15 protein-coding genes and 1 riboswitch are annotated in these 14,265 nt (G+C 62.5%); of the genes, 6 read left to right on the top strand and 9 right to left on the bottom strand.

Going from position 1 to position 14,265, the window contains the following annotated elements; all coding sequences use genetic code 11:
• Positions 1-100 precede the first annotated feature (100 nt).
• The 3 genes from argE to metZ are packed head-to-tail and all read right to left on the bottom strand — an operon-like array spanning position 101 to position 2,957.
• Positions 101-1,270: an acetylornithine deacetylase gene (argE, locus tag VFG26_RS03215; RefSeq protein WP_325022160.1), complete on the bottom strand. Its 1,170-nt coding sequence runs from the start codon at positions 1,268-1,270 to the stop codon at positions 101-103.
• Positions 1,271-1,285: 15 nt separating this feature from the next.
• Complete coding sequence (apaG, locus tag VFG26_RS03210) at positions 1,286-1,735, bottom strand: Co2+/Mg2+ efflux protein ApaG (protein WP_325022158.1); 450 nt, start codon at positions 1,733-1,735, stop codon at positions 1,286-1,288.
• Between the two features lie 10 nt (positions 1,736-1,745).
• Positions 1,746-2,957, bottom strand: a complete 1,212-nt coding sequence (metZ, locus tag VFG26_RS03205; RefSeq protein WP_325022156.1) for an O-succinylhomoserine sulfhydrylase — start codon at positions 2,955-2,957, stop codon at positions 1,746-1,748.
• 73 nt (positions 2,958-3,030) lie between these two features.
• A riboswitch (SAM riboswitch) is annotated at positions 3,031-3,109 on the bottom strand.
• Positions 3,110-3,244: 135 nt separating this feature from the next.
• Here metZ and VFG26_RS03200 point away from each other — a divergent pair.
• Positions 3,245-4,369, top strand: a complete 1,125-nt coding sequence (locus tag VFG26_RS03200) for a 2'-deoxycytidine 5'-triphosphate deaminase (protein WP_325022154.1) — start codon at positions 3,245-3,247, stop codon at positions 4,367-4,369.
• 258 nt (positions 4,370-4,627) lie between these two features.
• Complete coding sequence (locus tag VFG26_RS03195) at positions 4,628-4,972, top strand: HU family DNA-binding protein (RefSeq protein WP_325022152.1); 345 nt, start codon at positions 4,628-4,630, stop codon at positions 4,970-4,972.
• A 317-nt stretch (positions 4,973-5,289) separates the two neighbouring features.
• On the opposite strand, the gene dapE is transcribed toward VFG26_RS03195, so the two are convergent.
• From dapE to dapD, 3 genes are read right to left on the bottom strand one after another with little or no spacing between them, the layout of a single operon-like run.
• Positions 5,290-6,462 (bottom strand): succinyl-diaminopimelate desuccinylase, encoded by a 1,173-nt coding sequence (dapE, locus tag VFG26_RS03190; RefSeq protein ID WP_325022150.1) that lies wholly within the window; start codon positions 6,460-6,462, stop codon positions 5,290-5,292.
• Between the two features lie 21 nt (positions 6,463-6,483).
• The gene (locus VFG26_RS03185; RefSeq protein ID WP_325022148.1) at positions 6,484-7,182 is read right to left on the bottom strand and encodes a hypothetical protein; all 699 of its coding nucleotides are present in this window, start codon (positions 7,180-7,182) and stop codon (positions 6,484-6,486) included.
• A gap of 42 nt (positions 7,183-7,224) precedes the next feature.
• Positions 7,225-8,067 carry a 2,3,4,5-tetrahydropyridine-2,6-dicarboxylate N-succinyltransferase gene (dapD, locus tag VFG26_RS03180; RefSeq protein WP_325022146.1) on the bottom strand — a complete coding sequence of 281 codons (843 nt, stop codon included), beginning with the start codon at positions 8,065-8,067 and terminating at the stop codon, positions 7,225-7,227.
• A gap of 191 nt (positions 8,068-8,258) precedes the next feature.
• Between dapD and VFG26_RS03175 the strand changes: the two genes are divergently transcribed.
• Positions 8,259-8,558, top strand: a complete 300-nt coding sequence (locus VFG26_RS03175) for a hypothetical protein (protein ID WP_325022144.1) — start codon at positions 8,259-8,261, stop codon at positions 8,556-8,558.
• Between the two features lie 64 nt (positions 8,559-8,622).
• On the opposite strand, the gene VFG26_RS03170 is transcribed toward VFG26_RS03175, so the two are convergent.
• Positions 8,623-9,282 (bottom strand): TlpA family protein disulfide reductase, encoded by a 660-nt coding sequence (locus VFG26_RS03170; protein ID WP_325022142.1) that lies wholly within the window; start codon positions 9,280-9,282, stop codon positions 8,623-8,625.
• A gap of 39 nt (positions 9,283-9,321) precedes the next feature.
• On the opposite strand from VFG26_RS03170, the gene argH reads away from it, so the two are divergent.
• From argH to lysA, 3 genes are all read left to right on the top strand, one after another.
• A complete protein-coding gene (argH, locus tag VFG26_RS03165; RefSeq protein WP_325022140.1) occupies positions 9,322-10,731 on the top strand; it encodes an argininosuccinate lyase in 1,410 nt (469 codons plus the stop codon).
• A gap of 61 nt (positions 10,732-10,792) precedes the next feature.
• Positions 10,793-11,017: an LPS translocon maturation chaperone LptM gene (gene lptM, locus VFG26_RS03160; RefSeq protein ID WP_325022138.1), complete on the top strand. Its 225-nt coding sequence runs from the start codon at positions 10,793-10,795 to the stop codon at positions 11,015-11,017.
• A gap of 79 nt (positions 11,018-11,096) precedes the next feature.
• Positions 11,097-12,368, top strand: a complete 1,272-nt coding sequence (lysA, locus tag VFG26_RS03155) for a diaminopimelate decarboxylase (protein ID WP_325022136.1) — start codon at positions 11,097-11,099, stop codon at positions 12,366-12,368.
• 15 nt (positions 12,369-12,383) lie between these two features.
• Here lysA and VFG26_RS03150 read toward each other — a convergent pair whose 3' ends face one another.
• Positions 12,384-13,487 carry an alpha/beta hydrolase family esterase gene (locus tag VFG26_RS03150; RefSeq protein WP_414653254.1) on the bottom strand — a complete coding sequence of 368 codons (1,104 nt, stop codon included), beginning with the start codon at positions 13,485-13,487 and terminating at the stop codon, positions 12,384-12,386.
• An 82-nt stretch (positions 13,488-13,569) separates the two neighbouring features.
• Complete coding sequence (locus VFG26_RS03145; RefSeq protein ID WP_325022132.1) at positions 13,570-13,992, bottom strand: CopG family transcriptional regulator; 423 nt, start codon at positions 13,990-13,992, stop codon at positions 13,570-13,572.
• Positions 13,993-14,265: the final 273 nt, after the last annotated feature.

Genomic DNA, 14,265 nt, shown 5'->3' with positions numbered 1-14,265 from the left:
TGTTTGCACGGTATGTCGCAGGCGGGTCACACCGTGTGGAGACTTGGTTAGCCTATTGCAGCGCAATGAACTTTGCGCTCCCCGGCATGGGCCGCTTTTTTCAGGTCTCGGCCCAATCGCCTAAGCGATGCAGGAAGCCCATGCATTTTGCGATTTCGCTTTCCGCGATCCATTCGTCGGCGGTGTGAGCTTGAGCAATGTCACCCGGTCCGCAGACGACTGAGGGTGCGCCCGCGTCCTGAAACAGCGCTGCTTCCGTGCCGTAGGAGACGCCGTACGTCTGGTTCTGGCCGGTTAGCTTCAGTGCGAGCGCCACGACCTCGGATGAGGGCTCGGCGCCGAAAGGCGGCACGGCGTTGACGCGTTCGATGTCGATGGCAGCTTCCTGCGCGACGGCGCGCATTTCGGGCAGGCAGTTCGTCTCTGCGAAGCGGCGCAGGCGATCTTCGATTTCGTCGGGGTGCAGTCCCGGCAGACCGCGGATGTCGAACACGAAGCAGCAACTGACGGGGACGATGTTCGTCGCCGTGCCGCCTTCGATCTTCGTCACCTGCAAGGTCGAATAGGGCGGCTCGAAGCGCGTGTCGATGGTGCGCTTCTTGAGTTCGGCTTCCATGCGTTCGAGTTCGCCGATAAGGCGCGTGGCGTAGGTGACGGCGTTGACGCCCAGATGCGCCATGCTCGAATGCGCGGCGCGTCCCTTGACGTTGACGTGCCAGCGCACCGGGCCCTTGTGCGCATCGACCACTTGCATGCTCGTCGGCTCGCCGACAATCACCATGCGCGGTTTCGGCAGCGCTTTGCCAAGCTCGGCAATCATCGGACGAACGCCGATGCAACCCACTTCCTCGTCATACGAGAAGGCGAGGTGGATCGGCTTTTTCAGTTTGCGCTTGTTGAAGTCCGGCACGGCGGCGAGTGAGGCTGCGATGAAGCCCTTCATGTCGGCCGAGCCGCGGCCGTAGAGGCGGCCGTTCGCAGCGCGCAGCGTGAACGGGTCGCTCGTCCAGTCCTGGCCATCGACGGGCACGACATCGGTGTGGCCGGACAGCGCGATGCCGCCTTCGTCACGCGGGCCGATGGTGGCGTAGAGCGAGGCTTTCTGACCGTCGTCGCTGACGATGCGCTGCGAGGCGACGCCATGCGCCTGCAGATAATCCTCGACGAAGGCGATGAGGCCGAGATTGTTTTTATAGCTCGTCGTATCGAACGCCACGAGGCGCGCGAGCAATTCAACGGGCGTGTAGGTTGGGCCTTGCACTTCGCTCATCGGCTGGAGCCGCACTTAGTTCATGCTGCGCCGGGTATAGGGGCTATCGAGCGAGAAGGCCGGGATGGCGACGTCGAAAAGTTGACCGGCCTCGTCCGACATCTGATAGCTGCCGACCATAATACCCTGCGGGGTCTTCAGCGGACAGCCCGAGGTATAGTTGAACGACTTGCCGGGCTCGATGACCGGCGTCTGTCCGACAACGCCGGCGCCGCGCACTTCCTCGGTGCGGCCGAGCGCGTCCGTAATCCGCCACATGCGCGATTTCAGCTGCACGGTCTCGGCACCGTCGTTGCTGATCTCGACGGCATAAGACCAGACGAAATGGCTGTCTTCGGGCGAGGACTGGTCTTCCATGTAGCGGGGCTCGACGCGGATGCGGATACCGCGCGTCGTTGCTTCATAGGCATGAAAGTCCGCGGCGGCGGCCCTTCGTGCTGCGGAAGTCGGCGTGCTTTTACTCATATTGTCCCCGTCATCCCGTGACACTCTTCACCGCGTTGGTGAGATCGTCTGCTAAATCCTCGACTGCTTCAAGTCCGATCGAAAGACGGATCATACCATCACTAATGCCGAGTTCCGAGCGCTGCTCGGGCTTCAGCTTGAAATGGGTGGTCGTCGCCGGATGGGTGACCAAGCTCTTGGCGTCGCCCAGGTTGTTGGAAATGCTGACGAGGCGCAGAGCGTTCAGGCAGCGGAACGCGCCTTCCTTGCCGCCTTCGACCTCGAAAGCGATCATCTGGCCGCCGCCCGGCATCTGCTTGGCCGCCAGCGCTGCCTGGGGGTGGTCTGCCCGGCCGGGGTAGATCACGCGGGTCACGCCTTTGAGGCCCGCCAGAAGATCGGCAATTTTCGCGGCGGTATCGCACTGCGCCTTGACGCGGAGCGGCAGCGTCTCGAGGCCCTTCAGCATGACCCAGGCGTTGAACGGGCTAATGGAGGGGCCGGTCTGGCGGAGCCATTCCTGCACGTATTTCGTGATGAACTCGGTGCTGCCCAGAACGGCGCCGCCGAGGCAGCGGCCCTGGCCATCGATGTGCTTGGTTGCCGAATAGACGACGACATCGGCGCCAAGCTGCAGCGGCCGCTGCAGCATCGGCGTCGCGAAGACGTTGTCGACGATGCTGATGATGCCGTTGTCGCGCGCGATCTTGGTGACGGCTGCGATATCGACGAGTTCCAGCGTCGGGTTCGATGGCGTCTCGAAGAAGAACATCTTCGTGTTCGGGCGGACGGCGGCGCGCCAAGCGTCAAGATCACGGCCGTCAACGAGCGTCGCTTCGATGCCGAAGCGCGGACAGAGCGTCTCGACGATGTAGCGGCAGGAGCCAAAGAGCGCGCGCGCGGCGACGATGTGGTCGCCGGTCTTCATGTAAGACAGCATCGAGGCCGTGACGGCGGCCATGCCGGTCGCGGTGGCGCGGCATTCCTCGGCGCCTTCGAAAATCTTCAGGCGATCTTCGAACATCGAGATCGTGGGATTTCCAAAGCGTGTGTACTGGAAGCCCGGGTCTTCCTGCTTGAAACGCGCTTCGGCCTGCTCGGCGCTTTTGTAGACGAAGCCCTGCGTCAGATGGAGCGCTTCCGACGTCTCGCCCCATTCGGAGCGGGTGATGCCGCCATGAACGAGCGCTGTGGCTGGGCGCCATGCTGGGTTGTTGGACGGGGACTTGTCGTCATTCGCCATCGGAAACGGCCTTTCGCGCAATAAAAAACCCGGTCCACAGACGCCGGCTGACGATGAGGCCGGGCGCGGGATACCGGGAGCGCACACGGCCTCTTTAGCGACTTGTTTAACGTGGCTGCAAGCCGGCCGGCCAAAGGACCACGAGAGTTGCAACGGGGATTACCCCCCGCACCCTGTGGCGTCAAGAGGCGGCATAGATACAGGAATAACGGGTATTGCCGAGAGTGTCGCGCTTGGCGAAGCATCTGCCCTACATTAGACGGAGGCCTTGGGGGTAGATCGGCGCCATGACGAAAACTGAGAAAACTCATCCCGCGCCGAAGCGGCGCGAAACTGCGGTGGGTATTCTTCCCTCGCAAGCCATCTCAAAAATGATTGCGGGCGGCGAGATCCAAACAGCCGAGTCCGTCGTCGAGGGGCAGGTGCAGCCGGCAAGTCTCGATTTGCGGCTCGGTGCTGTCGCCTACCGCGTTCGCGCGAGTTTCCTTCCGCGGCCCGGCGGGCGCGTGCAGACCAACCTCGATGATCTGTCTCTGCATGCGATCAGCCTCAGCCAGGGGGCGGTGCTGGAAACGGGCTGCGTCTATATCGTGCCGCTGTTGGAATCCTTGGAGCTGCCGGAGGACGTCGAAGCGTCTGCGAACCCGAAAAGCTCGACGGGGCGGCTCGACGTCTTCACGCGCGTCATCGCCGACGGCGTCGGCGCATTCGATCAAATTCCGCGGGGCTATAACGGCCCGCTCTTTGCCGAGATTTGTCCGCAGACGTTTCCGATCGTCGTTCGCAAAGGTTCGCGGCTGTCGCAGATCCGTTTCCGCAACGGTCCGGCCGCTGACAGCGATAGCGCGTTGCGCGAGTTGCAGCTTCGTGAGCGGCTCGTATCATCGGACGAGGCTGACATTTCCGGCGGCATCGCGCTGACGGTCGATCTGGCAGGCGATGCTTCCGGGCTCGTCGGCTTCCGGGCGCGACGGCATACGGGCGTCGTCGATGTCGATCGGGTCGGCGCCTATCCGGTCGAGGATTATTGGGATCCGATCTACGTCAAGGACAAGCACCGGCTCATTCTCGATCCCGACCAGTTCTACATTCTGGCTTCGAAGGAAGCCGTGCACGTGCCGCCGACGCATGCTGCCGAAATGGTTCCGTTCAATCCGCTCGTCGGCGAATTCCGCGTGCATTATGCGGGTTTCATGGATCCGGGCTTCGGGCATGCGGCGGCAGGCGGGCGGGGCTCGCGCGTCGTTCTCGAAGTGCGTTCGCACAAGGTGCCGTTCATTCTCGAAGACGGGCAGATCATCGGCCGTCTCATCTATGAGCGCATGACGGAGACGCCTCAAACGCTTTATGGCCAGGGGCTCCGATCGAACTATCAGGGCCAGGGCCTGAAGCTTTCGAAGCATTTCAAATAGTATCGTTTGAGAAGAGGCTCCCTTCGCGAACTTTCGAACTTCTGTCGCATGTACGGCCGCGCTTTTCGCCAAAACACCCCGGAAAACTAGCGATTCGGCGGCTTTTTTTGCGCGGAACCCATACGTGGCGCTTGCTTTCGGGCCACAAATGCTGCTCTTTTCGCCCGCTTCATTCGAAAAAGGCCCAGAAAACGCATGTTTTCGGGTTTCAACGATGTAGTGTTTGGTACCGAACCGATTCGCATAAGAGGGACGACAATGGCAAAGGCAGCTGCGCCGGCTAAGAAGGCTCCGGCTAAGACCGCGGCTAAAGCTACGGCGAAAATCGAAACCGTCACGTTGAAGCACATCGCTGCGACGCTGGCGGAAAGTCACGAGATCCCCAAGAAGCAGTCGGTTGCGCTGCTCGAAGATCTCGTCGCTCAGATCTCCAAGCACCTGAAGAAGGGCGCCCGCATCCGCATCGGCGGCCTCGGCGTTCTGCAGGTTCGCAAGCGTCCGGCTCGCATGGGCCGCAACCCGGCAACGGGCGAAGCCATCAAGATCAAGGCTTCGAAGAAGATCGCTTTCCGCGCCGCCAAGGAACTGAAAGAGTCGGTCTAAGGATCGTTTCTTCAGCGGGGTAAAGAATCGAGAAGGCCGCCTGATGGGCGGCCTTTTTTATTTGGCGCTGGCGACTCCGCTTGCGCGGAGCCGGCCGCCAGCGCCGAAGCCTTTCCGCGTGCCGGCAGCCCGTAACGGAATCCGGGCGCGTAACGCTTCGTCATCCTCAATCGTGTGAGCTTTCTCGCGAGCGCGATTAGGGATCCAGCATGAGAGTCGTCGAAGACCCAAAAATATCTTGTGCCTTCGGCTCGCCTGACGCTGGATCCCCGGCCTTCGACGCGCCATTGCGCGCGCGGCCGAGGATGACGTCCCAATCAGCCGTTGCGGAAGAAGTTCGAGATGAAGCGTCCGTAGATTTCGGTGAGCTTCTCGAGGTCGGCGACGCTCGTGTGCTCATCGACCTGATGGATCGTCTGATTGACGAGGCCGAATTCGACGACGGGACAGATGTCCTTGATGAAGCGCGCGTCCGATGTGCCGCCGCCCGTCGTCAATGCAGGCGTGCGGCCGGTGACCGACTTCACCGCATCCTTCAGCGTCGAGACGAGCGGGCCGGGTTTCGTCAGGAACACGTCGCCCGTGCCTGAGAATTTCAGATCGTATTTCGCATCCAGTTCGTCAGCGGCGCTGGCGACCGTGGTGCGCACCCACTCTTCGATGGTTGGACGCGTCCAGCCGTCATTATAGCGGATGTTGAGTTTGGCGATCGCGTGACCGGGAATGACGTTCGTCGCCGTGTTGGGAACGGAGATGACCGTCACCTGCAGGTTCGACGGCTGGAAGTTTTCCGTGCCGCCGTCGAGCTTGGCTGACGAGAGGCGGTCGATGATGCGGGCGAGTTTCGGCACCGGATTATCGGCAATTTGCGGATAGGCCGAATGGCCCTGGATGCCGTGTACCGTCAGATCGGCATTGAGAGAGCCGCGGCGGCCGATGCGGATTTCATCGCCAAGGGCGTTGGGGTTCGAGGGCTCGCCGACCAGGCAGGCATCGATGACTTCATCGCGCGCCTTCAGCCAGTCGAGCACCTTCATCGTGCCGTTGATCGAGGGACCTTCTTCGTCGCCCGTGATGAGGAACGAAATCGAGCCGCGCGGCAGGCCGTTGTAGTGATGGAGATACTGCATGGTCGCCGCGAGGAAGGCAGCGATGCAGCCTTTCATGTCGACGGCGCCGCGTCCGTAGAGCTTGCCATCGCGCACTTCGCCGGCGAAGGGTGGCACGGTCCAGGCGGCTTCGTTACCCGCTGGCACGACGTCGGTATGCCCGGCAAAGCAGAGATGCGGCCGGCCGGCGCCGAGGCGGGCGTAGAGATTATCGACGTCGGGCGTGCCGGGCTCGGAGAAGACGAGGCGGTGACAGGTGAAGCCTGCGGGCTCCAACACGTTCTGCAGAAGCGTCAGGGCGCCAGCTTCGTCGGGCGTTACGCTTTCGCAGCGGATGAGCGCCTGCGCCAAGGCGACGGAGTCTGTGGGTATCAGGGTCATTCTGAAGCGGACGTCCTATGGCTATGGCTCGGCTCGGAGCGCGGGCAACGGAACCTCGCGCGCGTCAAGCGTTTCGATGATGGTGATCTTCTGCCAGATTTTATTCGAAAGCTCCGACGTCAGCCGCTCGATGGCGCCAACGGTATCGACGACCACGGAATCGCTCAAGCGTTCCGCATAGAGTGCCGCGCACTTTGCGGTCAGCGAAAGCATTTCGGAACAATAGTCGAGATAACGCATGAGTTCGAAATTCGACATTTTCCGCTGGCCGCCTCCAATGCTGACCATCGCGGGGCGCTCGGAACTGGGGTCCTTCGCCAGCTGGTGCATGTCGATGACGTGGACGATGGAGCGCAACTCATGAAGCGCCGTCAAGGCGCGCGAGCGCTTCCAGCGCGTTTCGAGCGTCGAGATGAAGAAGGCACCGCCGCCCAAAAGAACCAGAAGGTTGAGCAATGCGTCGAGGCCCTGGACAGTCTCGGACCATTCATCGGTGCCTTTGAGCACGGCTGCCTGGGCCGCGAGATAGGCCAGAACGACAACGGACGCCCCACCCATCGACAGAAGCAGAAGGCGGAGCGTCCAATTCGGGCGGTCAACGTACGTGATCCGCTGCGAGGTCTGCCGGGCGACGCCACAGAGATCGGCGCAGACCCGCGCTAGCCCGGACCCCGGAAAGCGCACCGAGATGCGCTCCTCGAGCCTTTCGATTGTCTCCACGATTCTCGTGGGGTCGAGTGCTCGATAGGTCCGCGGCACGGCCTAATCCCTGAGAAGCTCGTTGATGCTTGTCTTGCTGCGCGTCTTTTCATCGACGCGCTTGACGATCACAGCGCAGTAGAGGTTCGGGCTCGGTTCCCCGTTGGGCAGAGGTTTGCCCGGCATCGTACCCGATACAACGACCGAATAGGGAGGCACCTTGCCAAACATTTTTTCGCCCGTGGCGCGGTCGATGATCGTCGTGGAGGCGCCGAGGTAAACGCCCATCGAGAGGACCGAGCCTTCGCCGACCTGGACGCCTTCGGCGACTTCGGCGCGGGCGCCGATGAAGCAGTTATCCTCGATAACAACCGGTCCCGCCTGCAGCGGCTCCAGAACGCCGCCGATGCCGGCGCCGCCCGAAATGTGGCAATTCTTGCCGATCTGGGCGCAGCTGCCCACGGTGGCCCAGGTGTCGACCATCGTGCCGCTGTCGACGTAGGCGCCGAGGTTGACGAATGAGGGGAGCAGAACAGCGCCGGGGGCGATGTAGGCCGAGCGGCGGACGATGGCGCCGGGCAGCACGCGGAAGCCGCCCTTGCGGAAGTCCGCTTCCGTCCAGCCGGCGAACTTCGGCGGCACCTTGTCCCAATAGAAGCTGCCTGCAGGGCCCCCCGGGATCATCTCCATGTCATTGAGGCGGAACGACAAAAGGACCGCCTTCTTCAGCCACTGGTTGACCGTCCAGGTGCCGTCCACCTTCTCCGCGACGCGGGCTTCGCCCTTGTCCAGGAGGTTGAGCGCGGTCTCAACCGCGTCGCGAACCGTGCCCTTGGTGTCGAACGAAATGCCGTCGCGGGCTTCCCATGCCGTTTCGATTGTCTGCTTCAGGTCGTCGTGGGCCATGGGGAAAGCGTCTCCAATGCTGTGCGGAAAAGTGTTTGCGACGCGCCTTGTCGCCTCTCGGGGGCGGGGTGTCAATTCGGCGTATAAGGGCAGGTAGACGGCGGCCTTTGGCTTGCCGGGCAACGCAAAGAAAGTCTCTGGAAAGGCCGCCTCTCTGTCATTACACGTCATATTCGAATCGGGCATGATCGATGTCCGTTCGACCGCACCCGCGCGGCACCTTGAGAGAGGAAGCGACGTCCATGGCGAAATCGGAAGCCACCAGCAAGAAGGTTTCTTCGGCAGCCTCGAAAGTCTTGAACAGCAAGTCGGCGAGCAAGGCGGAAAAGTCGGTCGCGGCGTCGGCACTGACGCAGGCCAGAAGCGTCAACGAGGTGACGAGCAAGAAGGTCGCCTCGGCCGCGTCGAAAATCATGCAGGATCCCAAAGCCAGCAAGGCTGCGAAGTCCGTTGCCGCTTCGGCACTGACGCAGAAGACCAAAAAGAAATAGCCGCCCGAGCCTCCGAAGGCTGCGAACGGCTAGCGGTGTTAGGATCGAGCTGAACTCGAGGCGGTCAGTTCATCGCCGCCTCGATGAGCTTTTTCGCGTCGGGCGAATCCCATTTCGCCGAGCCCGCCAGACGCCCGATTTCCAATCCGTCCTTGTTGATCAGGATCGTCGTCGGCATGCCGAGCACCTTCAGCGCCATACCCTGCTTGGCGCTCGGGTCGACGTACAGCGTGATGTTATTGGCCTTGGTTTCGTCGAGGAACTTGCGCGAGGCGTCATAGCCCTTGCGGTCGAGGCTCAGCGCCACGACTTCGAACTTGTCGCTGCCCAGCTCTTTCTGCAGGCGATCGAGAGCCGGCATTTCCTCGCGGCAGGGCTCGCACCACGTGGCCCAGAGATTGAGAAGGATGGTCTTGCCCTTCAGGCTCGAAAGCTTGACGTCCTTTCCGGCGGCATCCTGGAAAGTGATGTCGGGCAGCGGCTCGGGCGTCTTCTTCTTCACGAAAGCCGCCATATCGCCGAGGCTTGCTGGCGATCCGGCCGGAGCTTGGCCTGATTGCTCTTTGGCGGGCGGGGCCGCATTCGTCGCGGCGGTCTGCGATTTTTCCGCACCGCCGTTGCCCAACCTGCCTCCAATAACGTATACGGCGCCGAAGCCTGCCAGGGCCGACAGCGCCACAATCCAAAGAGCCTTCTGCGGGCCAACCGCGCCGTTTGCTGCCATTTGGTAAACCTTATCTTTCTGCTTAAGACGGAGCCGCCCGTGACCGACAAGCCAGCCAACACCATGTGGGGTGGCCGTTTCGCAATGTCTCCCGCCGAGATCATGCAGGAGATAAATGCCTCAATCGGCTTCGACAAGCAGCTCGCCCCGCAGGACATTCGCGGCTCTAAAGCGCACGCGGCGATGCTGGCGGAGGCGGGCATCCTCACAAAGTCGGACGCCAACGAGATTGCCGGCGGTCTCGACAAGATCAAGGCGGAGATCGAGGCCGGTACGTTCGAGTTCTCGCGCGCGCTGGAAGACGTTCACATGAACGTCGAGAACCGGCTGAAAGAGCTGATCGGGTCTGCGGCCGGGCGGTTGCACACGGCTCGCTCGCGCAACGATCAGGTCGCGACCGACTTCCGGCTCTTCGTGCGTGACGCCATCGACGCCATCGATGCGTCGCTTGAGACTGTGCAGGTGGCGCTCGCGGAGAAGGCCGAGGCGCACGCCGCGACCGTCATGCCGGGATTCACGCACCTACAACCTGCGCAGCCCGTGACCTTCGGTCATCACCTGCTCGCCTATGTCGAGATGATCGCGCGTGACCGCGGCCGGTTCGCCGATGCGCGTAAGCGTCTCAATGAATCGCCGCTGGGCTCGGCGGCGCTCGCCGGCACCTCGTTCCCGATCAATCGCGAGATGACGGCGGAAGCGCTGGGCTTCGATAGGCCGATGGCGAACTCGCTCGATGGCGTGTCGGATCGCGACTTCGCGCTCGAGACGCTCGCTGCGGCGACGATCGCGGCTGTCCATTTCTCGCGCCTTGCCGAAGAGATCGTCATCTGGATGACGCCGCAGTTCGGGTTCGTGAAGCTGTCCGACCGCTTTACCACCGGCTCCTCGATCATGCCGCAGAAGCGCAACCCGGATGCCGCGGAACTCGCGCGCGCCAAGGTCGGCCGCATCGCGTCGGCATTCCAGGGCCTCGTCATCGTGATGAAGGGGCTGCCGCTCGCCTATTCGAAGGACATGCAGGAGGACAAGGAAGCGACGTTCGACGCGCTTTCGAGCCTGCGTCTCGTCATTGCCGCCATGGCCGGCATGATCGCGGATCTGGAGCCCAATGCGGAGGCCATGCGGGCTGCCGCCGGGCGGGGCTATTCGACGGCGACCGATCTGGCCGACTGGCTTGTCCGCGAACTCAAAATGCCGTTCCGCGAGGCACATCATGTGACGGGCGCCATCGTGAAGGCGGCCGAAGCCCGGGGCATCGACCTCGATCAATTGAGCTTGGCCGAGATGCAGGCCGTCGAGCCGCGCATCACGGACGCGGTGTTCTCGGTTCTGTCTGTGGAAAATTCGGTCAAAAGCCGGACCAGCTATGGGGGAACCGCGCCACAGAACGTCGCCAAAATGGCCCGGCAATGGCTCAAGCGGTTGGAAAAGGCGAGGGGGACGGTCTAAAAGTCTTTACTTGCAATGCCTGCCTTACGGGCGGGCCGACTGGTTTTGGAGTGTTTCTGGCATGGCCGTGCTCGCACGCCGCACGAAATCGTGGATCGCGCTGGCTCTCGCCGGTGCGGTGTGCGCCGGTTTTGGTGGCTGCGGCGTCAGGGGACCGTTGGAGCCGCCTCCGGCCGCCAAGGCAGCTGGTGACGTGAGAGCGCCGGAGGAGCGTGCCGCCGGTTCGAACTCGGATGCTGCGCCAAAGCCGCACGAACCCTTCATCCTCGACCCGCTGCTCAGATAACCGGTCCGGCCAGCCGGTTTTTGGAGGCGTCCCGCAATTTCCGTTGAAGCGGGTCTTTCTCATCCGCTAGAAGCCTCCGATGCATCATTTCCATTACAAGTCCGGCGTCCTCCACGCCGAGGACGTTAGCCTCGCTCGCATTGCGGAAGAGGTCGGCACGCCGTTCTATTGCTATTCGACGGCGACACTCGTGCGCCATTACGAGGTGCTGGCGCGCGCGTTCGAGGGCCAGAACGCGCTCATCTGCTTCGCGGTCAAAGCGAACTCGAACCAGGCCGTGCTTGCCACCATGGCGCGGCTCGGCGCGGGCATGGACGTCGTGTCTGAGGGCGAACTGCGACGGGCGCGGGCGGCGGGCGTGCCGGCATCGAAGATCATTTTCGCGGGCGTCGGCAAGACTAAGGCCGAGATGGCTTACGCTCTGGAAGAGGGCATTCACGGCTTCAACGTCGAGAGCGAGCCGGAGCTGCGCGCCTTGAGCGAGGTCGCGACCGCGCTCGGCAAAACGGCGTCGATCGCCATTCGTGTCAATCCGGACGTCGATGCGCAGACGCACGCGAAGATCTCGACCGGCAAGGCCGAGAACAAGTTCGGCGTGCCCTACGACGATGCGCGCGCGCTTTACGCGGAGGCAGCCAAGCTGCCCGGCATCAAGATTTCCGGCATCCACATGCACATCGGTAGCCAGATCACGACGCTCGCGCCGTTTCGCGATGCGTTCCGGCTGCTCGCCGATCTGGCGCGCGATCTCATTGCTGACGGAATTGCGCTCGAGCATCTCGACATCGGCGGCGGGCTGGGCATTCCTTACCGTGGCGCCAACGACATTCCGCCGACGCCCGATGAATACGCCGCCGTCGTCAAGGAGACGCTGGGCGGCCTTGGCCTCAAGCTCGTTCTCGAACCTGGTCGCATGATTGCGGGCAACTCCGGTATTCTCGTCACGCAGGTGATCTACGTGAAGGAAGGCACCGACAAGACCTTCACGATCGTCGATGGCGCCATGAACGATCTGATCCGGCCGACGCTGTACGAGGCCTATCACGACATCTGGCCGGTCGTTGAAGCGCGCACCGAGATGCCGCCCATCCAACAGGACCTCGTTGGCCCCGTTTGCGAGACCGGCGATTTTCTCGCCGAAGACCGCGCCCTGCCGCCAGTCGAGCCGGGTGATCTTCTCGCCGTCATGACGGCTGGCGCCTACGGCGCGGTGATGTCGTCGACGTACAACAGCCGGTTGCTCGTGCCGGAAGTGCTCGTCAACGGCGACAGCTATGCCGTCGTCCGCCCGCGCCCGACCTACGACGACCTCATCGCGGCCGACCATCTCCCGCGCTGGCTCAAGGGCTGAGCGACGCACCATCGGTTACGCGGGCGATAGACGATGTTGGAGGAAGAAGCGCAGCATCTCCTTCGAAGCATCTGGTCCATGTTCGCTCGTGAACGAACCCGCCCGGCTGCCACCCGACCAAGAATGCCCCGCGCCGTGAAGCTCCCAAAATTCGAGGATGCCAAGCCCGGACGCATCCCGATGCACGGTATGGGAAAAGCTATGGCCTGTAGGCGAACTCCTACGCACCGTCTGCGTCGTGAATTTCGCACCGTCCGCGACGCGAGCGATGACTTTTGCGCCGTTGCAGGGGTGGACGGTCGCATCCTGATCGCCGTGAAAGACAATCGTGGGCTTTGCCGGACCTCGGGCGCGGAGTTTTACTTTGCTTTCTCCTCCGCGCATCGCGGTGAAGGCGGAAGCGACATCGTGGGCCGAACCGCAAGCAAGCCCTGAGTGCACGCCAACGGCCGCATAGAGGTCCGGATAAGCCTCTCCCATGATTGCTGCGGCGGCCCCTCCTGCCGATAGCCCCGCGACGTAGATACGTGTCCGATCAATGTCGTGCGCTTCGACGACTTGGCGCGTGATGCCAGCAATCAACGCGGGTTCGCCCGTTTCGCGCGCCTGATCGCCTGGCCTGAACCAGTTCCAGCATTTCGATACGTTGGCTGCTTGCGGCTGTTCGGGGTAGACGACGAAACACCCTTGCGCTTCGGCGGCGAAGTTCATGCGCGTTCCTGCCGCAAAGTCGTCGGCGGATTGGGTGCACCCGTGCAGCATGACGATCAATGGCCGTGGACCGCCGTCGCGAATGGCTGGAATATAGAGCTTGTAGGATCGCGTTCCTTCCGAACTCGAAAACGAGCCGCCGACGTATTGGCCCTCTTCGGGCGCGATATCGGTGCTGTGCAGTCCGGGCCGGCCTGCAGCCGGCAGTTTCGTGCCGTCGAGGGGCAAGCGCAGCCCCGGACCAAGCGGTGAAAGCTTTGTTGGCAGCTCTTGATCGGGCACGACCTCGCCATCGATATGCGTCCGGGCGAGCGTACTTGGCCCTGTGACACCCCGCGTGGCACCCTGCAGAAGCGCAAGCGCCTCTGACAATCGGCCTTCTCGGGTAAGGCGGGTGGCCGCGCGCATCTTCCCAAGATCAAAAGTCTTCATATCGGCAGGATCCTTTGTTGGCAGCGCGCAGGCGCATGAGCGTTGAAATCGATTTCGACTATCGGATGCGATCCGCCAGAGCGGCCTTGACTTCCGCGCTGGCGTGAAGGGCGCCGAGCACCGTGAGTGATGCGATCGTGGCGCGCGCCAGCGCGGCAGAGACGTCGGGCGCAATGGTCAGAAGGCCAAGCACGCGGAGATCCAGTTGCTCGCCAGCCGCCTGTGCGGCTTCGAGTTCTTGGCGATCGAGCACCCGAAGCCCGAGATCGAGCGAGTGCCGTGTCACGGCCTTATGGACGACGTCCGCGTGCCGCTCGATCTGGTTGCGGATCGCCGTGCGGATGAAGTCGGTCCTGTTCGAGTAGAATCCCTCATCAACAAGCAGATCGATCTGGCCAAGATCGACATACCCGAGGTTGATGGTGATCTTCTCCGAGTCGGGGCCTCGAGGCTTGAGCTGCCGGACGTTATCCTTAGCCATATTTTACCATCCAGATAACATCCATGCACCATCCGCCTGGATGGTAAGATGGGAGCGGCGCTGCGGCAATCAAGATCGCTAGGCAAAGTAAAGTTATCGGCAGCGCTGATGCCGAGCTTCGACGGTAGGGCTTTCAGTTTTTGATGGATCTGTGAGCCGAGCCCGCGGACGGCATTTGCCCGGGTGCCGCGTCGAGCCGAATCGGTTGCCACCCCGGGTGGCCGGCGGACGCTGCGAAAGGCCGTCATTTGGCCTCACCACGTTGCATTTTGT

Source organism: Hyphomicrobium sp. (assembly GCF_035687085.1).
In the GTDB taxonomy this organism is placed as follows: domain Bacteria; phylum Pseudomonadota; class Alphaproteobacteria; order Rhizobiales; family Hyphomicrobiaceae; genus Hyphomicrobium_B.
The sequence above is the reverse complement of the archived record's forward strand: the minus strand, read 5'-3'. Positions and strand labels throughout refer to the sequence as shown.